Below are 20,420 nucleotides of genomic sequence, written 5' to 3' on the forward strand. Positions count from 1 at the left end.
TTATGCTATCCATGGCATTCTTCATCATCGGTTTGAATGAGCACCGAGGAAAAAGCTTGTTCGTGAAGAACACCAACAAGTGCAGAAAAACAACCCATACAAATTTAAGATTTGGCCTTTTTCTTTGGCGTTTCGCGTTCTTTTTTACCTTGTGCTCTGGGTGGTCCCGATTTAGGATTCGGCATTTTTTTCATCGGCACAATGCCAATGCCTGCAGTTTCGCGCATGCCTGTAAAAATACCTTTCCACATCAGGTTAAAGAACGAGGCCTGAGGCACTCTTTCATAGGCAATTTTGGCCGTTCTTAGGGCTTCGCCTTTGCTCGGATTATCGTCTTTAATCAGCAGGGTATTAGCCAGAAAAGAAAGCAGTCCCTTTTTCTTTTGCTGTCCGTCGTCGTCCTTTTTTAGCAGCTTGACTTTCAAACCGGTATAATAAAAGTGCATGCTGCCATTTGATCGCCTTACATTAGCCTTTACGGCAAAATCGACCTTTTGCACTTGCCCACTTTCAATTTCGATCAGCCCCAGCGATTTAGACAGCGGATTAAGTACCTGCAGGTTAAATGGCCCTACGGTTCCGGTATAAGCAAATGCGGCATCGGCGGCATTCAGGTCGAAATCTATCTTCACATTCATTTTGCCCTTGCCCATCACGTAAGTAGTCAAATCGGCCAATGCGTGGCCATGGGTAAGCAACCTCGTCGAATCATTGGTTACATTTAGGATATTGCCGCTCAGGTTTTCGAGTCTCACCGTACCCCTTTCTTGGGCCTGCGGATTGTATTCGGTATAGGCTACATCAACTTGGTTTACCTGCAACGTATCGACCAAAGTTTGGATGGGCAGGCGCTTAATGGCCACATGCGGATAGTTGCGCCCTTTGTCAAAGTTGGGCGGAGGCAGTTCGCGGTTCATAAACACACCCACTTTTGCCGGACCAAGCTCCAGTTTTTTAACATGCAGCTCGCCATCGTTGTTCAGCCCAATAAAATCAATCCCGCTTAGGTTTATGGCTTTAAAATTTAAATCATAGCGGTCTTTCTGTTCCTTGTACATCCGGCTAAAAGCCAAATCGGGGTACATCGGGATTACTTTCAAGCCCCTTATTTTGAGTGTTTTGCTACTGATAGAGCCTTCCAAGGTATCGACTTTGAGCGTATACATTTTGTCTTTAGCTACCGATTGGTACCCGTTTAGCGCAAAGCCCACATCTTTGGCGTAAAGAACCCTGGTGCTGTCTTGGTCGGCCAGCGAATCAATCAGCACATCGCGCACGTTAATGGTGAGGTGCTTAATGGCATTGAGCTTTTTAGCCCCGTTGTAATAATCGAAATCGGCATCAACAACCTTAATACGGCCTATTTTTATCGACTTGATGCTTTTCGAAATCTGCTGGTAAAGCGTACGGTCGTCCTTCTTCACTTCACGCTTGGCCACTTTATGGTAAATCATGTCGATGGATGGATGATCGAGCACAATCGCATCCATGTTGATCCTCTTGTTAAAATAAGCGCCTAAAATACCCACCCTGCTCAGTTTCAGCTGCGCCAGTTTAATCCTGAACAAATGCGTAGGCGCCTTCTTTTGCAGTTTGAGTTGATTGTACACATTGGTATCGGGGCTTAACGTGATGCTGTCGAGCACGGCATTGCCACTGAGCAAGTTGAGATGAACATCCTTAAAATCGATGCGGTATAACCGATTGGAGGCTTCGGCTACGCCTGCTTTGAGCTTGTTGCTGAGCAGGGGCTTCCATTTTTGGCTTAAATAAATAGCCGCTCCGCCCAACAATACCATGAGCAAAAGGAATACTCCTCCAATCCACCAGGCTATTTTTTTGAAGTTGCGTTTTTTAGTCGGCATAATCTGTTTTTATACTTCCTAAGACAACAAACCACACCATATTGTTTGCCAATTGTAAGGAGAGCCGATTTTTAGGCTGACAATTTGTCATTTATAAATTATATTTTGTATTTTTGATGCCCTTAATTTTGATAATTACTGATGATAGATTTACAGCTTAGCGACAAGAAACACGACGAAGAACGCCAGGGAGAAGCCTTGATGCTGGAAAGCCAGCCAAAGGGCGACGGCAGGAAACTGTACATTGAGAGCTACGGCTGCCAGATGAATTTTGCAGATAGCGAAATCGTGGCGTCGATCTTGGCCGATACCGGCTTCGAAACCACCGGCGACTACCATCAGGCGGATGTGATTTTTATCAATACCTGCTCCATTCGCGAAAATGCCGAACAGCGCGTACGCAACCGCCTGTCGCAGTTTGGCGTCGAAAAAAGAAGGAATCCCAAACTGATTGTAGGCGTATTGGGTTGCATGGCCGAACGTTTAAAAGCCAAGTTTTTGGAAGAAGAAAAACTGGTTGACGTGGTAGTAGGCCCCGATGCCTACCGCGATTTGCCTCAATTGATCAATCAGGTGGAAGACGGTCGCAAGGCGGTAAACGTCATCCTCTCGCGCGAAGAAACCTATGCCGATATCAGTCCGGTGCGTTTAACCGGCAATGGCATTACGGCCTTTATTTCGATCATGCGGGGCTGCGACAACATGTGCTCGTTCTGCGTGGTGCCTTTTACCCGTGGCCGCGAACGCAGCCGCGATCCTTTTTCTATCGTAGCCGAAGCCCAGGACTTGTTCGACAGAGGCTATCGCGAAGTAACCCTGTTGGGCCAAAATGTCGATTCGTACCGCTGGAGCAAGGCCCAACCGGCCAAAGCCACTGCTACCGACCTGGCCGACGAAATGAATACCCTAACCGGCGATGCTTTGCTAGAGGCCTTGATCAACAAAACAGATTTGCCGGCAACCATGACCAAAGCCAACGGCGACGATGTAGAAGCCGTTAACTTTGCGCAATTGCTTACCATGGTGGCGGCCATCAGTCCCGATTTAAGGGTTCGTTTCTCTACTTCGCATCCTAAAGACATTACCGACGAGGTTTTATATACCATTGCCAAGCACGACAACATCTGCAACTACATCCATTTGCCGGTGCAATCGGGCAACTCGAGGATTTTGGCACTGATGAACCGTACCTATACCCGCGAGTGGTACATGGAACGTATTGATGCCATCCGCAGGATTATTCCGGGCTGCGCCATTTCATCGGATATCATTGCGGGCTTCTGCACCGAAACTGAAGAAGAACACCAAGATACCTTGAGCATTATGCATTATGCCAAGTATAATTTTGCCTATACCTTCTCTTATTCGGAACGTCCGGGCACCTTGGCGGCACGTAAATACACAGATGATGTACCTGAAGACGTGAAAGCCCGTCGCCTGGCCGAAATCTTCAAAAAACAACAGGAAGATTCTTTAGCCTGTTTAGAAGAATTCGTTGGCAAAACCGTTAAGGTGCTGATCGAGGGCTTCTCTAAAAAATCGGACAAGGAATACCGTGGTCGCAACGACGAGAATGCCATGGTCGTTTTCCCGGTTAGCGATTCGGTAAAACCAGGCGAGTATGCCAACGTTTACATCGAAAGCTGTACCTCGGCCACCCTGATCGGAAAAGTAGTTGCTTAGCGTAAAGCGTTTGGCGAATGGCGTTTTGTACGCTTAACGCCTTACGTTACCCCCTAACAAAACCAGACATACATGGATATACAAGACATTAAAAACAGGTTCGGTATCATCGGCAATTCGCCTTTGCTTAACCGCGCCATAGATATTGCCAGGCAAGTGGCCCCAACCGACATGTCGGTGCTTATTACCGGCGAAAGCGGTAGCGGCAAGGAGGTTTTCTCGCACATTATCCACCAAATGAGTACCCGCAAACATGGTGCTTTTATTGCGGTAAACTGTGGCGCCATACCAGAAGGAACCATTGATTCTGAATTATTCGGCCACGAAAAAGGCTCCTTTACCGGTGCCCACGAAGCCCGTAAAGGCTATTTTGAAGTAGCCAACGGCGGCACCATCTTTTTAGACGAGGTAGCCGAATTGCCTTTGGGCACCCAGGCGCGTTTGTTGCGCGTGTTGGAAAGCGGCGAATACCTGCGCGTAGGTTCATCTAAAGTGCAAAAAACCGACGTGCGCATTATTGCAGCGACCAATGTTGACGTGTACAACCAGGTAAAATCGGGCAAGTTTCGCGAAGATTTGTATTACCGCTTAAATACCGTGCCTTTGCGCATCCCGGCGCTACACGAACGCAAGGAAGATGTTTATTTGCTTTTCCGCAAGTTTGCGGCCGACTTCAGCGATAAATACCGCAGTCCGGGCATACAGCTGGAACCAGATGCCATCCAAATGCTGAGCAACTACAGCTGGCCAGGAAATGTGAGGCAGCTGAAAAATATTGCAGAGCAGATTTGCGTTTTAGAGAAAGACCGAAACGTAACCGCCCAGGCATTGCTCAAATACATACCCAACGAACAGGCCAACAACCTGCCTATGGCCATTAATGGCAACAGCAAGGAAGATTTTTCTGAAAGGGATATCTTGTACAAAGTGCTGTTCGACATGAAAAAAGACATGGTAGAGCTGAAAAAACTGGTTGCCGAAATTATTCAAAATGGTGGCAACACAGCGCATATTGTAGCCGACAACCCGCAGTACATTAACCAATTGTATCAGGATGTAGATTTGCAGCCACTCAACAGCGAGCCTACCTTAACCATTAAGCATCCTACCACCAGTATTCCTTCTGATTTCAACTACGCGCACGATGCCGAAGAAGTGGAAGAATCGCTGTCGCTGGTTGACAAGGAATCAGACCTGATTAAAAAGGCACTGAAAAAGCACAAGGGAAAACGCAAGTTTGCCGCGCAGGAACTGGGCATTTCGGAACGTACCTTATACAGAAAAATCAAAGAATTAAATCTCTAGGCTATGAAAAAACTCATTTTCTTTTTGGTGGTACTGCTCGTAGCAGGCTGTGGCTACAAATTTAACGGCGCATCAACCGAGGGATTAAAAACGGTATATGTGAAATATATCGAAAACAATGCGCCTTTGGTAGAGCCTACGCTGAGCCAAACCCTTACCGAAGACCTCAAAGAGCGCATCCGTAACCAAAGCAGGCTGGTCATTACCCAAAACACCGATGCCGATGCCGTATTTGAAGGACGCATTACAGGTTACGAAATCAAGCCTATTGCCATTCAAGACAATACCCGCCCCGTGGCTGGAGCCAACCGTTTAACCATTACGGTGAGTATGAAATACATCAACAACGTAGATACCGGCAAAAGAAAGCAAAGTTTTGATGAGGTTTTCACTGCTTTTACCGATTTTTCTTTGTCTGGACAAACCCTTGCTTCGCAACAGCAAAAGCTGATTAAGGAAGTAAACGTAAAGCTTACCGAGAACATTTTTAACCGTGCTTTTGCACAATGGTAAAGGAATTGAACTTTCAATTGTTAACTTAGCTGCATGGAGCTGGACTTAGAGATTAAACAACAATTAGCCGAATTACTTGCAAAACCAACTTTGGTAACGCAGGCACATGCCGCTATGTTGGCCGATTTAACCAAGGCCTATCCCTACTATCAGCCCCTGCACCTGCTCTTGGCCAAAGCCAGTTTGGGCAGTACCGAGCATGAGCACCAATTGGCTACCGCAGCGCTTTACAACAACGGCAGCCTACTGCATCAAATTATTTACAGGCCCGATAGTTTGACTACCACAGCCATTGAGGTGGTTCATCCCCTCAAAGAAGAACAGGTGGTCCAGGCCGATGAGCAGGAAATCTTTGATGAAATAGCAGAGCTGACCACGGCATCAGGCGAAACGACCACAATCGAAAGAGCAAGCGACGAACTGGAAACCTTCGACGAAATAGCAGAGCTGGAGAATCTACCAGCGCAAGCAAAACCAAGCGAAGAAGAAATTACTGAAGACATTGCCGAGCAACCTGCCGACGAACAGGAAACTTTTGACGAAATAGCCGAACTTGACGCGAAAGAGTTTGTATCGGAGCAGGAGGAAACCGAAGTTCAAGCCGTAGCCAATACAACAGCTCCCGAAACCGCTCCTATTGCCGACGATATGGCCATTGGCAGTATTGTAGCTACAGATTTTTTCGCCTTTGAAAAGAGCTTCAAAACTGAGCAGGGCGACCTAGAGGCTACAACGACCAAGGCGATTGCGCAACCCGAAGAATACGACCAGGAAGCCGAAGACCAAACCGTAAGCAAATACAACGACGACAAGTTGCCTTATACCTTCTTATGGTGGCTGGCCAAAACGCGCAAAGAACACGAACAGATTTTTCAGCCCTACGTAACGCCTAAAAATACTGAACCTGCACCCCATACCGGCGATTTGCAGCATCAGTATGTAGAACATATTTTCCATATCCAAACACCGTTTAATGCCAACGAAGCTGGCAACGGTGAATTAGCAGAAAGGCCTAACAGCAAAGGCGACGAAATTATAGAGGCGTTCATCAAAAGCGAGCCGCAGATTGGTCCGCCGAAGCCAGAACAGATCAACAACGAGAACAAGGCTAAGAAAAGTGCCGAAGACAACTACGATCTGGTTTCGGAAACCCTAGCCTCTATTTACATCGAGCAAATGCTTTATCACAAGGCGATAGACACTTATGAAAAATTAAGTTTGAAGTTTCCAGAAAAAAGCCGTTACTTTGCCGACCTTATTCAATCTTTAGAAAAGAAAATTTAACAACTTATTTATATATGGTAACCTTTTTAATCATTTTATTAGTTATTTTTTGTGTTGCTTTAGGACTTTTTGTATTGATCCAAAATCCAAAAGGCGGTGGTTTGGCTACCGGAGGCGCAGGCAGCAACATGTTTGGCGTACAACGTACGGGCGATGTTTTAGAAAAAGGCACCTGGATTTTGTTGACCTTGATCGTAGTAGCTTCATTGGCCATCACCAGCATCAGTAAGTCTGGCAGCGGCGCTGCAGGTACTGGCTCTAAAATCGACGAGCAGATCAACAAGGCGGCAACTCCTCCAATTATTGGTGGCAATGCACCTGCAAAATCTACGACTACTCCAGCAGCTACGCCTAAAGCTGGCGACAGTACCAAGAAATAATTTCACCTCATTGAAATAAAAGAAAACTCCTGAGCAAAACTCAGGAGTTTTTTTGTTTGCAACTATCTCAAATTTATTCGGCATTTTTGCCGTCTGTAAACTTAAAACATCATCAACCATGGATCTTTTTTTACCTGAAATTGGCGTAGTGATTTGGCAGCTCTTGATGTTTGCTGCCTTAGTAGCCATCGTTGTTTTCTTTGTAAGATATTTCAGAAGAAAAAACAGCATACTGAAGACCAAAGAGCAGGAGCTCAAAGCCAGCAAAAAATAGCAGGCATTAATCCCAGCTTGACACCTCTGATTTTGGTTTTCTGCCAGACTGACACCTCTAAATTAGCGCGAACAAAGCATTACCTGACAAGTGCGTGCAAATTTGTCAAGCGCAAACAGCTTGGCACAAAAACTGTTCGTTTTATTTTGTCGTATTATTGCATACGAATTAATTTAATTATCAAAACTAAAAATAAAGAGTATTTATGTCATTAAATCTTAAACCAGTTGCCGGCACAGCAAACAGAGTGATTGTTGAACCTGCTGCAGCCGAAGAAAAAACAGCATCAGGAATCTATATTCCGGATACGGCAAAAGAAAAACCATCAAAAGGTACTGTGATTTCAGTTTCTGAAGAAGATTCGGAAGGCAAAAAACCTACTGTAAAAGCCGGAGATGTAGTTATCTATGGTAAATACGGTGGTACTGAGTTTCCTTACAACGGAAAAGATTATCTAATTATGCGTGAAAGCGACATCTACGCAGTAGAAGGCTAAGTATATCAATTCAAATCAATCTCATTTAAAATTAGGTATGCCTTGATTTGATATCGTCTTCAAATCTCCACACGCATATCCCCAATCTAATCATAATGGCAAAACAAGTAAAATATAACGTTGAAGCACGCGACTCTCTGAAAAGAGGCGTCGATATTTTGGCAAACGCAGTAAAAGTAACCCTAGGTCCTAAAGGCCGTAACGTCATCATCGATAAAAAATTCGGTTCTCCGGCAATCACTAAAGACGGTGTAACCGTAGCCAAAGAAATCGAATTGAAAGACCCAATCGAAAACATGGGTGCCCAAATGGTGAAAGAAGTAGCTTCTAAAACCGCTGATATTGCTGGTGATGGAACCACTACCGCTACCGTTTTGGCTCAGGCTATCGTAACTGCAGGTATTAAAAACGTAGCGGCCGGCGCTAATCCAATGGATTTGAAACGCGGTATCGACAAAGCTGTTGCAGCTGTAGTTGAGAACTTGAAAAAACAATCTCAATCGGTAGGCGACGACAACAACAAAATCAAACAAGTAGGTTCTATCTCTGCCAACAACGACGAAGTAATCGGTGCACTGATTGCAGAAGCAATGAAAAAAGTAGGCAAAGATGGCGTAATCACTGTGGAAGAAGCAAAAGGTACCGAAACTGAAGTAAAAACCGTAGAAGGTATGCAGTTTGACAGAGGTTACCTTTCTCCATACTTTGTAACCAATGCCGACAAAATGGAAGCTGAATTAGATAATCCTTTCATTTTGATCTACGACAAAAAAATCAGCAACATGAAAGAATTGTTGCCTGTTTTGGAAAAAACCGTACAAACCGGCAAACCATTGGTAATCATTTCTGAAGACCTAGACGGCGAAGCTTTGGCTACTTTGGTAGTGAACAAAATCCGTGGTTCGTTGAAAGTGGTTGCGGTTAAAGCGCCTGGTTTCGGCGACAGAAGAAAAGCCATGTTGGAAGACATCGCCATCTTAACTGGCGGTATCGTAATTTCTGAAGAAAGAGGCTACAAATTGGAAAATGCCGACTTGACTTACCTAGGTTCGGCCGAGAAAGTAGTTGTTGACAAAGACAACACCACCATCATTAACGGTGCTGGCCAATCAGAAGACATCAAAGCCCGCGTAGGACAGATCAAAGCTCAAATCGAGACTACTACTTCTGACTACGACAAAGAAAAACTACAAGAGCGTTTGGCTAAGCTTTCGGGCGGTGTTGCCGTATTGTATGTAGGCGCTGCTTCTGAAGTAGAAATGAAAGAGAAAAAAGACCGTGTTGACGATGCTTTGCACGCTACACGCGCCGCTGTTGAAGAAGGTATTGTTGCAGGTGGTGGCGTAGCCTTCATCCGTGCGGTAGCTTCATTAAGCGATTTAAAAGGTGCCAACGAAGACGAAACCACAGGTATCGCCATCGTGAAGCGCGCCATCGAAGAGCCATTGCGTCAAATCTGCGAAAATGCAGGTATCGAAGGTTCTATCGTGGTACAAAAAGTAAAAGAGGGCAAAGACGACTTCGGTTACAATGCCCGTACCGATGTTTATGAAAACTTGATTGGTGCCGGTGTTATCGACCCAACTAAAGTAAGCCGTGTGGCTTTAGAAAACGCCGCTTCTATCGCAGCCATGTTGTTAACCACAGAGGTTGTTTTAGCCGACGATCCAGAAGAAGCTCCTGCTGGTGCAGGTATGCCTCCAATGGGCGGTGGCGGCATGGGTGGCATGATGTAATCAACTGCCCGATAAGCACATAGCTCAATAGCTTAAAAGCCCTTACAACTGTTGGTTGTAAGGGCTTTTTTTTGCAATAGATTCAGCAATAAAATAAAACGAGTAATCTCTTTTTCTCTTTATATTTACCATACCTATTGTTGTTATTTACTGTGAAGAGAATACGTTTACTGCTCATTGGCCTTTTGTGCGTGGTGGCCAGCTCTGCTTTTGCGCAGCTGACTATTAATGCCGTAGATCCTGGCCCCTATACGCCGGGCAGTACCCTAGCGGCTACATTTACCATCGACCCCAACACGGCCTGCATTGCACAGACCAATGTTTTTCAACTCTACCTGTCAGATGCTACTGGCGATTTTACCACAGAAACCCTGATTGGAACCTACAACAGTTTTTACAGCACCTTTGTTAATGGCGTTTTGCCTAACCCTTTGGCCGATGGAACAGGCTATCGGGTAAGAATAAAGGCCAGTTCAAATGCGGCACTTGTTTCGGCTCCCTCAGCTCCTTTCCAAGTGAGGGCCGGTACGCCGGTTACGGCTAGGCTCATTTCCAACAAAATACTAGATAGTTCTAAAGATGCTTTCGGCTTTTGTTCGGCACAAAGCGGTCCGGCCGCCGATGTGCTCCTGAGCAACCAATCAACCGCAGGCACAACCACCATCAGCCTCACGCACGAACTCAACCACACCACTACCACCATACCTGTTACCACCCAAACTACTTTTAACGCAGACCGAACGCATTATACGGCTGTTACAAGGGTAATCAACGCTGATGGCAATGTGGCTACCCGGGCCTACTTCATCATCAACAACGAAGTAATTACGGCTTTTTCTACTACGGGAAACAATACCGTTTGTTTGCCGGGAGGTGCCCTGACCTACCTCATCAATGCATCGTCGGCTAACGGTATCGGCCGAAACTTTCCGGGCAACACCTACCGCATAAATTGGGGTGATGGCACAGAATCAATTTATACCTATTGCGATTTAAAAGGCGGTACGGTACAGCATTACTACTCGCAATCTTCTTGCGGACAGAGCTTCAATTCGGGCAATACCACCATTTACAACGCTTTTGGCATCAATATTCAGGTCGTTAGTCCGTTTAGCACCTGTGGCAACATCGGGACCCCAATATCAACCACGGCCAAGGTGATTACCATTACCCAGAATTTTATCAGCGGACCAATCTTAGGCTGTACCAACAACAACGTTACTTTTAGCAATACCTCTATTTTAGGACAAGACCCGAACACCAACTCACCGGGTTGTGCCGATTACAACAGCTTGTTCAACTGGTATGTAGATGGCATTTTGGTAGAGGCCAGCGTACCCAAATCGACCAACCTCAACTACATTTTTACCACCAATGGCCAGCATGTGGTCACCCTCGAATCGATCAGCAACGGCAACTGTACGGCGCCCATTGCCAGCCATACCATTTGTATACAAAATCCGCCACAGCCCTCGTTTACGCTTACGCCGACTACCATTTGTGCCGGCACAACCTTAAAACCTGTTAACACTTCGGTGGTTGACGAAAGCTGCAACAACAATACGGTTTACAGCTGGACTGTTTCGCCGGCAACTGGCGTAACTTATGTGAATAGCACCTCGAGTGGCAGCAAAAATCCGGAAATCAATTTTGCCAATCCGGGTACTTATACCATTACGCTCAACATCAATACCGCAACCTGTACCGCTGTTACTTCGGCTGTGCAAACCGTTATCGTCAATGCGGCGCCTACGGCTGTTTTGTCGGCCGATGCCCAGCTATGTGGCCTTCAAACTTTTACCTTTGATAACGCCGCAACGACCACTAAGACTACTTTTACGGGCACAACATCTCCAGAACCAGCTGGCACTTATGCGTGGACAGTTACTGCCAATAGCGGCGGAACCTATGCCTTTGTAGGAGGTACCACCTCAGCTTCAAAATATCCTCAGATCAGGTTTGATAATTTTGACACCTACACCGTTACCGTTACCCATACCAACAACTGCGGTACCGTAAGCACCAGCCAGAAACTTACTTTTAATACGGCACCAGTGGTAAATGCAGGTCCGGATCAGGCCATTTGCTATAACGATGCGAGCTTTACCTTGGCCGGATCGATTACCGGAACCACTTCTACCCGCACTTGGACAACCACGGGCACGGGAACCTTTTCGCCAAACGCCAATACTTTAAATGCGACGTATACGCCAAGCGTTGCCGATAAGAATGCCGGAACCGTAACTTTAACCTTGACAGGAACCACTACCCTGCCAGCGCCCTGCAGCACGGTATCTGATCAGGTGGTACTTACCATTAAACCAAGAACTTTTGTGAACAGCTTGCCTACGAAAACCATTTGTACCGGAACGGCCGTAGGTTATTCGCCAAGCAGCAATATTGCTGGGGGCACCTTTAGCTGGACGGCCAGCGGTGGGCCTGGTGCAGGCGGTTTTAGCGCATCGGGCAACGGAGCCACCATTAATGATGTACTAACCAACAGCAACCCTACCACCGACGCCACAGTTACTTACACCATCACACCAAATGCGAATGGCTGTGCCGGCGATCCTTTTACTTTTACGGTTACCGTTACGCCTAATCCCGTACTTACGGCTACTCCTGTTAATTCGAACATCTGTAGTCAACAAAATGCCGTCATCAACCTCAGCTCCAATCTAGCTAATACCAAATACACCTGGACTAGCACTGCACAAGCAGGTGTTACAGGCAACACCAATAACGCCACGCCAAGTACGGCCACCAGCATTACCAATACCTTGGTTAACAATACACTGCTTCCAAAAACAGTTGATTACACCATTACGCCTATTTCGGCCAACAATTGCCCTGGAACGCCAGTTACCGTAACCATTACCGTTGAGCCTCAGCCCAGCACGCCAAATGCCGGACCTGATGCCAATAGCTGTAACACGGGCTCTTTTGTATTACAGGGAAATCAGCCAGCCGTAGGAACAGGAAAATGGACCTTGGTTTCGGCCCAAGCTGGTGTAAGTTTTGTTGACGATACCCAATACAATACCACGGTAAATGGCTTGGTAGCCGGACAGGTTTATGTATTCAGATGGACCATCAGCAGTGCGGCAAGCTGTACCCCAAAATCAGACGATGTTTCGATTACGATAAATCCAGCTTCTGTTGGCGGTACCGTAGCAGGCAGTGCGGCAGTATGTTCTGGAACCAATGGCGGTACGCTTACCTTAAGCGGACACACAGGCAACGTGATCAGGTGGGAAAGTTCTATCAATGGTGGCACGACTTGGGTAGCCATTGCCAATACCACCACCACACTGAACTACAGCAATTTAAATACAACTACGCAATACCGCGCAGTCGTACAAAGTGGTGTTTGTGCACCAGATCCAGCGGTTGCGGCTACGATTACCGTAAATCCGGCTGTTGTGGCTGCTAATGCAGGGCCAGACCAGGAACTTTGTAACCAGACCTCAACTACCCTTGTTGCCAACTCGCCTTTGCCCAATACAGGTTTATGGACACAGGCCGGAGGCCCTGCGGGTGCCACTTTTGTTGATGCCAGCTCGGCAACTACACAGGTAAACGGACTTATTCCTGGGCAGATTTACGTCTTTACCTGGACCATTTCGGGTCAGGCACCTTGTCCGCCAAGTACCGATCAAGTACAAATCAAAATCAACCTGCCTTCTGATGGAGGCACTACTGCCGGAGGCGCATCAGTTTGTTCGGGCAGTGGCTCTGGCCAAATTACCCTAAGCGGACAAGTGGGCAACGTAGTGAGGTGGGAAATTTCGACCAATGGGGGCACGGTTTGGCAAACCGTTAACAATACTACCGCTGCCATCAACTACAGCAACCTGACCACCACTACCCAATATCGCGCAGTGGTTAAAAACGGAAACTGTGCCGAGGCCAACTCAACCATCAGCACTGTTACGGTAAACCCTGCAGTAGCTACCGCCAATGCAGGGGCTTCGCAAGAACTTTGCAACCAGACCTCGACGACTTTGGCTGGTAACTCGCCTCTGCCAAATACCGGTTTGTGGACACAAAAATCGGGACCAGCGGGTGCCGTTTTTGCAGATGCTACCTTACCAAATACCCAAGTAACCGGATTGATTCCGGGACAGACCTACGTTTTCACCTGGACCATTTCGGGCCAGGCACCTTGTCCGCCAAGTTCGAGCGATGTACAGGTACAGGTTAACCTGCCTTCTGACGGGGGCACCACCGCCGGAAATGCTTCGGTTTGTTCGGGTAGTGGTTCGGGCCAAATTACCCTAAGCGGGCAAGTAGGCAATGTAGTCAGATGGGAAAGCTCGACCAATGGCGGCGCTACTTGGCAAATCATCAATAACACTGCAACCAGCATCAATTATAGCAACCTCACCGCTACAACCCAATACCGGGCAGTGGTGCGTAACGGCAATTGCGCAAGCGCCAATTCGACCATCAGTACCATTACGGTAAATCCGGCCTCTATTTCGGCCAATGCTGGTCCAGACCAAGAGCTTTGCAACCAGACCTCGACTACTTTGTCTGGTAATTCGCCACAAACCCAAACCGGCTTGTGGACCCAGATTTCTGGTCCGGCCGTAACCTTTGCCGATGCTTCGCTTTACAACACGCAGGTAACGGGTCTTGTTCCCGGCCAAACTTATGTTTTCAGATGGACAATTAATGGCTTGGCGCCATGTCCGCCTAGCATGGATGATGTGCAGGTTAAAATCAATTTGCCTTCTGATGGTGGCGTTACGGCAGGTAGCACGGCCGTTTGCTCGGGCAGCGGCAGTGGCACTATCACCCTAAGCGGACAAGTGGGCACAATACAAGGTTGGGAACAATCAACCGATGGTGGCAACACGTGGAGCCCGATCAACAATACTACCAACAGCGTAGCCTACAGTAACCTGACTACTACTACCCAATACCGCGCAGTAGTGAAAAATGGCAACTGCACACCGGCCTACTCTACCGTGGCTACCATTACGGTAAACCCGGGTTCTATTTCGGCCAATGCCGGACCAAACCAAGAGCTTTGCAACCAGGCCTCTACTACCTTGGCTGGCAACTCGCCACAAACGCAAACCGGCTTATGGACACAAACAGGTGGTCCGGCGGGCGCTACTTTCGCAGATGCCAGTCAATACAATACGCAGGTAAGTGGCCTGATTCCCGGCAATAACTACACCTTTACCTGGACCATTTCGGGTCTGGCTCCTTGTCCGCCGAGTTCGGCCAGCGTAACCATTAAAGTGAATTTGCCTTCTGACGGCGGTCTTACCGCGGGAAGTACTGCCGTTTGCTCGGGCAGTGGCAGTGGCAACATTACGCTAAGCGGACAAGTTGGAACAATCCAGGGCTGGGAAAAATCAACCGATGGTGGCACCACCTGGGTACCAATCAGCAACACCACCAGCAGCGTGGCCTACAACAACCTCACCATCACCACGCAATACCGAGCCATCGTCAAAAACGGCAATTGCGCATCGGCTTATTCAACTGTGGCCACCATTACGGTAAATCCGGGTTCTATCACGGCCGTGGCCGGTCCAAACCAAGAGCTCTGCGACCAGACCTCGACTACCTTGGCTGGCAACTCGCCACAAACGCAAACCGGCTTGTGGACCCAAACGGGCGGACCTGCAGGCGCAACCTTTGCCGATGCGAGCCAATACAATACACAGGTAAACGGATTGATTCCGGGCAACACCTATACCTTTACCTGGACCATTTCGGGTCTAGCGCCTTGTCCGCCGAGCTCGGCCAGCGTAACCATTATCGTTAATGCCGCTTCTAACGGAGGCGCGATGGCCGGCAGTACTGCCGTTTGCTCGGGCAGTGGCAGTGGCAACATTACGCTAAGTGGACAAGTTGGGACAATCCAGGGCTGGGAAAAATCAACCGATGGCGGCACCACCTGGATACCAATCAGCAACACCACCAACAGCGTGGCCTACAACAACCTCACCATCACCACGCAATACCGAGCCATCGTTAAAAACGGCAATTGCGCATCGGCTTATTCAACTGTAGCCACCGTTACGGTAAACCAAGCGGTAGTACAGGCCAACGCCGGAGCAGACCAAACCTTGTGCAACAGCTCGTCTATTACTTTGCAAGGCAACTCGCCATTAACCAATACCGGACAATGGACGCTTACTTCAGGACAAAGCGGAGTTACTTTTGCCGATGCTTCGCAGTACAATACGCAGGTAAACGGCTTGGTAGGTGGCCAAACCTATACTTTCCGCTGGACGATATCGGGCTTGGCACCTTGTCCGCCTACCAGCGATGATGTTGTCATCACCAATTTGGCATCGCTCACCAATACAAACATCACTACGCCATTCTCAACAGCCTGCAGTGGTCAAGTTGTTACCTTAAGCGGAAACGTGCCAAGCGGAGGCAATGGCACCTATACCTATGTTTGGGAAAGCAGCAACGATGGTGGAACCACATGGGCCATCATTAATGGCCAAACCAGCCCAAGTTTAACCATTACGGTGAATGCCAGTTTATCGTATCGCCGTACCGTAACCAGCGGCAATTGCAGCGCCATCAGCAATGTATTGCAGCTTACGGCTTTGCCAGCCATTGCCAACAACAGCATTTCGGCTAGCCATGCCATTTGCTTAGGCACTAACGCTACGCCAATAAGCGGTTCGCAGCCAACTGGCGGAGATGGCACCAGCTATACTTACGGATGGGAACAAAGCACAGACAATGGCGCTACCTGGACAGCTATTATTGGTGCCAATGCCCAAGACTACGCACCAGGAGCCATTACCCAAACCACTTCTTATCGCCGTTTGGTAAGCAGCGGTGCCTGTGCAGGTTCGTTGCAAAGCATCAGCAATGTGGTTAAGGTTACCGTTAATCCGAATGCCAAAGCCGAGTTTAGCTTTATCCGCGATTTAGACTGCTTCCCATTTGTAATCAACGCCAACAACATCAAGGCTACGGCTTACCCTGACCGCAATGCCACTTATACCTGGTATGCCGACAATGTAGTTATCGGCACCGGAATTAACTTCCCAAGCTATACCATTGCCACCGAAAATACGGCAGTGGTGATTAAATTGGTTGTCACCAGCAGTTTAGGTTGCAGCCAAGACGAAATGAGCCATACTTTCCGCACCCGACCAAACATTTTGGCAACGTTCACACCTTCGGCTGTGAATGGTTGCGGTCCGTTGGATGTCGATTTCACCAATACCTCCAACACTTTAACCGGCGTAACTTTCGAGTGGCGGGTTAATAATGTAATTGCCGGCACATCGGCTGATTTCCGTTATCAGTTTGATGCAGATCCTTTTGGCGAAGACAAAGAATACACCGTAACCCTCACCGTTATTGGCCCATGTGGCAGATCGGTTTCGGCACCGCAAAAAATAACCGTTTACGGTACGCCAATCGCTACCGGAACACCGGATAAAACGCGAGGCTGTTCGCCACTTACCGTTAATTTCAGGAATACCTCACCAGGCTCTACCAACACTTATACCTACGAAATTGATGGCGTAATTGTTAATGGGCCAAGCACCAGCAAAGCCGATTTCCCTTATACCTTTACAACCGATGTGGTGAGAACATACAAGGTAAAAGTAACAGCCACTAACTCATGCGGTACCGATTCGAGGGAATACGTAATCGTGGTTTCGCCAAATACCATCAAACCGGGCTTTACCGTTGATGGCAACAAACTGAGGGGCTGCGCACCTTTCGATGTCGATTTCACCAACAGTACCGTAGGTGCTAGTCAGTATGTGTATAATTTTGAACCGGGCCAATCGGCTGAGATTTCTGTCAATAACCGTCCGGAAGTTAAACATCATCGATTTAACAAACCAGGCACTTATGTGGTAACGATGTTGGCTACCAACGATTGCTCTACCGCACCGGTACAAAGCATTACCATCACTGTCGATCCGCAGCCTTTAGCCGCATTCAGCTCTAATTTAACCATTGGTTGCAACGGCTTGGAAGTGAAATTTACCAATACCAGCAAGGATGCCATCGGCTATGTATGGGATTTCGGCGATGGTTCGCCAACCTCAACCGAGGTAGCGCCCACCCACGTTTACAAAGGCAACCCGCAAACATTTACTGTGAAATTAACCGCCATCAACAGCTTAGGTTGTCCAACTGTAGAAGAAAAGGTCGATTACATCCGTTTGGTTGGTCCGCCAAAGGCAGATTTCTCGATTTCGCCGGCCGCAGTAATCAGCATTCCGAACTACTCGTTCAAATTTACCAACGAAAGCAGCAATGGCGCCCAAACCTACAAATGGACTTTTGGCGATGGCGACGCCTCTACCCTAAAAGATCCGGCGCATACCTACTTAGATACCGGCCGTTTCTTGGTCACCCTAAGAACCTACAACGACCAGGGCTGTGTAGACAGCATCCAAAAATACGTACAGATCATGGGCGTACCTGGCTATGTGTATGTACCGAATTCGTTTATGCCAGGTGGAACCAGTGTTCCCTTGCAAAAATTCATGGCTGTGGGTGCAGGCATCAAATCGTGGAGAATGTCGGTATTCAACAAATGGGGCCAGGTACTTTGGGAAACCACCAAGCTCGACGATGGCAAACCGGTTGAAGGATGGGACGGCACCTACAACAATGTGGCTCAGCCACAGGGAATCTACTTCTGGAAAATAGAAGTACAACTGATCAATGGCACCGAATGGAAAGGGGTAACCTACGATAAATCGGCACCGAAACGAACGGGCGAAATATATTTAATACGATGATGATGAAAAGCAGGATTGTTGGATTTTTAGGACTATGTTTTTGCCTGATGGTTTCGAATATCAAGGCACAAGACCACCTGTTTTCCCAGTTTTTTAACGCGCCTATTTACCTCAATCCCTCGCTAACGGGACAGTTTGATGGCGATTTGAGGCTCAACATGATTTACCGCAACCAATGGTCGTCGTTAAGCGGCGACCTCTCCTACATCAATGCCTCTATCGACGTCAATGTACCCAAGCTTTCGGGAGGCGTTGGCTTGTCGTTTAACCGCAGCAGCGAAGGAACCGCCTACCTGGTGAAGAACAATGTGGCCCTCACCTATTCGTACAGTGTTGGCGACGATGATTTTTTAGCCTCTTTTGGCTTACAGGCAGGCTTTACCAACCGCAGCATCGATTGGAGCAAACTGGTGTTTATCGACCAGATTGACCGTCGCATTGGTTACATACCCGGCAGCGTATCGTCGGCGCAGTTGCCAGATATGTCCAACAAATTCTTCTTCGATCCCGCAGCCGGTGCCAACTTTGTTTACCGCAACTTTATGCTGGGTGCAGGCCTGTACCACATCAACAAACCCGACGAATCTTTCAGTTCGGCACAGGCACGCCTGCCCATGCGCTGGACCCTCAATGCCAGCTTTAAGATGCCTTTGAGCTACCGCTACGATTACCTGGAAGACGAAGGCGCCTTCCTCATCCCTTCAGTGGTTTATTACAAACAAGGCAATACCTCTTCGCTCAGCGCCGGTGCCCAGTTCAAATACCGAAGCTTCAACTCGGGTATTTGGTACCGCACCAACGCCCTCAACGGCTCCGATGCCATTGTGGTTTCACTCATCTTCGACATCTTTTTAAAGAGAAACGACAGCGAGAAAATGCGCATTGGCATTAGCCACGATGCCACCACCTCTAGGCTCAACTATACCAATACCAGCGGCACCACCGAGGCCAGCTTGGGCTATGAAAAATATTGGCCCAACAGTACGCGCATCAAAAAATACAACGGCTTGCGCTGTTCCAGCTTCTTTTAATCCCCTGGCGCATAAAACTTTTGCCGATAGCTGGCTTTATTTGAATAATAATTTCGAAATTACAGCTTATTCAATCGAAGCTTTATGTTCCAGGAATTGTTTAACAATCAGCATTTTATTACCCAAAGCGAGGTCAACAAATTCTTAATGGCCATTCTGCTGTGTGGCCTCATTGGCGTAGAACGCGAATTCAGGAGCAAGCAGGCCGGCCTTAAAACCATGATCATGATTGGCTTGGGCTCAACCCTGTTTACCATCCTGTCGATAAAAATAGGCCATAGCACTGCCGATCGTATTGCCTCGAACATTGTAACGGGCATCGGTTTTTTGGGTGCCGGCGTTATCTTTAAGGAAGACAACCAGGTTAAAGGCCTGACCACGGCCTGCGTCATCTGGATCGTAGCGGCTATAGGCATGGCCGTTGGCAGCGGCTATTACGAACAGGCCATAGGTGTTACGCTGGTGGTGCTGGCCGCCTTGCTTGTTTTCCCGTTTTTGGAGAATTTTGTAGACAGGCGCTTCACCAAAAGGGTATACCGCATTGTCAAAAAATACGAAAACGAGAGCCTAGAGGCCTACGAAGAATCCCTGCGCAGCTCCAACCTGAAGATGCACCGCGGTAAACAGGAACTGTCAAACGGCATCATTAGCGGCACTTGGATAGCTGTTGGCAGCCCCAAAAACCACAAAAAATTTGTAGACAAGATGTTGCAGGACACCAAGATTATTGCCTTCGATTTTTAATCGGCCTTGCTTAACCCCTCTTCGTGTATTTTATCGAGAAAGTTGGTGAGCCAGTAAAAATCGCCCAAGAGCTCGTCAAAATCCACCGGTAAAGCTTCGATGTTGTAGAAAAGATAATCAATCAGCATTTTTCGCAGCCCCTTGTTAAGCCGATAGGCCGGTACGGTTTCCAAAAAGGTTTGCAGGCTCTCCAAAATAGGCGCAGCAATGGGTGTTGTGGTGGCAAAATTGTTTTCTTCAGCAGAAAAGGGTTCGGCCATTGGCGAGATTTCGATAAGGTCTTTCATGTTTTCAAAAGGTTTAGATGATAGGTAAGTATCGATAAGTGTTATTTTCAAATGCCTATTTTT

13 protein-coding genes are annotated in these 20,420 nt (G+C 47.7%); 11 read left to right on the forward strand and 2 right to left on the reverse strand.

What is annotated here, in order from left to right; translation table 11 throughout:
* Positions 1-104: 104 nt before the first annotated feature.
* Positions 105-1,865, reverse strand: coding sequence for an AsmA family protein (locus VRU48_RS13335; protein WP_330108413.1), 1,761 nt, complete (start codon positions 1,863-1,865; stop codon positions 105-107).
* Between the two features lie 141 nt (positions 1,866-2,006).
* Here VRU48_RS13335 and VRU48_RS13340 point away from each other — a divergent pair, with 141 nt between their 5' ends.
* The 11 genes from VRU48_RS13340 to VRU48_RS13390 all read left to right on the forward strand — a co-directional run bounded on the left by VRU48_RS13340 (position 2,007) and on the right by VRU48_RS13390 (position 20,070).
* Positions 2,007-3,548 (forward strand): MiaB/RimO family radical SAM methylthiotransferase, encoded by a 1,542-nt coding sequence (locus VRU48_RS13340; RefSeq protein WP_330108414.1) that lies wholly within the window; start codon positions 2,007-2,009, stop codon positions 3,546-3,548.
* A 72-nt stretch (positions 3,549-3,620) separates the two neighbouring features.
* The gene (locus VRU48_RS13345) at positions 3,621-4,853 is read left to right on the forward strand and encodes a sigma-54 interaction domain-containing protein (protein ID WP_330108415.1); all 1,233 of its coding nucleotides are present in this window, start codon (positions 3,621-3,623) and stop codon (positions 4,851-4,853) included.
* A gap of 3 nt (positions 4,854-4,856) precedes the next feature.
* Entirely contained in the window at positions 4,857-5,366 is a 510-nt protein-coding gene (locus VRU48_RS13350) for an LptE family protein (protein WP_199136062.1), read from the forward strand.
* A 33-nt stretch (positions 5,367-5,399) separates the two neighbouring features.
* The gene (locus tag VRU48_RS13355) at positions 5,400-6,650 is read left to right on the forward strand and encodes a DUF8458 domain-containing protein (RefSeq protein WP_330108416.1); all 1,251 of its coding nucleotides are present in this window, start codon (positions 5,400-5,402) and stop codon (positions 6,648-6,650) included.
* Between the two features lie 14 nt (positions 6,651-6,664).
* Complete coding sequence (secG, locus tag VRU48_RS13360; RefSeq protein WP_330108417.1) at positions 6,665-7,030, forward strand: preprotein translocase subunit SecG; 366 nt, start codon at positions 6,665-6,667, stop codon at positions 7,028-7,030.
* Between the two features lie 118 nt (positions 7,031-7,148).
* Positions 7,149-7,304, forward strand: coding sequence for a hypothetical protein (locus VRU48_RS13365; protein ID WP_330108418.1), 156 nt, complete (start codon positions 7,149-7,151; stop codon positions 7,302-7,304).
* Positions 7,305-7,509: 205 nt separating this feature from the next.
* A complete protein-coding gene (locus tag VRU48_RS13370) occupies positions 7,510-7,800 on the forward strand; it encodes a co-chaperone GroES (protein ID WP_330108419.1) in 291 nt (96 codons plus the stop codon).
* A 95-nt stretch (positions 7,801-7,895) separates the two neighbouring features.
* Positions 7,896-9,536, forward strand: a complete 1,641-nt coding sequence (gene groL / locus VRU48_RS13375) for a chaperonin GroEL (RefSeq protein ID WP_330108420.1) — start codon at positions 7,896-7,898, stop codon at positions 9,534-9,536.
* 152 nt (positions 9,537-9,688) lie between these two features.
* Complete coding sequence (locus tag VRU48_RS13380) at positions 9,689-18,295, forward strand: DUF8696 domain-containing protein (protein ID WP_330108421.1); 8,607 nt, start codon at positions 9,689-9,691, stop codon at positions 18,293-18,295.
* A gap of 2 nt (positions 18,296-18,297) precedes the next feature.
* Positions 18,298-19,326 carry a PorP/SprF family type IX secretion system membrane protein gene (locus VRU48_RS13385; RefSeq protein ID WP_330108422.1) on the forward strand — a complete coding sequence of 343 codons (1,029 nt, stop codon included), beginning with the start codon at positions 18,298-18,300 and terminating at the stop codon, positions 19,324-19,326.
* Positions 19,327-19,410: 84 nt separating this feature from the next.
* Positions 19,411-20,070, forward strand: a complete 660-nt coding sequence (locus VRU48_RS13390) for an MgtC/SapB family protein (RefSeq protein WP_330108423.1) — start codon at positions 19,411-19,413, stop codon at positions 20,068-20,070.
* On the opposite strand, the gene VRU48_RS13395 is transcribed toward VRU48_RS13390, so the two are convergent.
* Positions 20,067-20,357 (reverse strand): hypothetical protein, encoded by a 291-nt coding sequence (locus VRU48_RS13395; RefSeq protein WP_330108424.1) that lies wholly within the window; start codon positions 20,355-20,357, stop codon positions 20,067-20,069. The two genes, VRU48_RS13390 and VRU48_RS13395, sit on opposite strands and share 4 nt — an antisense overlap.
* Between the last annotated feature and the right edge of the window lie 63 nt (positions 20,358-20,420).

This window comes from Pedobacter albus (assembly GCF_036324255.1).
In the GTDB taxonomy this organism is placed as follows: Bacteria; Bacteroidota; Bacteroidia; order Sphingobacteriales; family Sphingobacteriaceae; genus Pedobacter; species Pedobacter albus.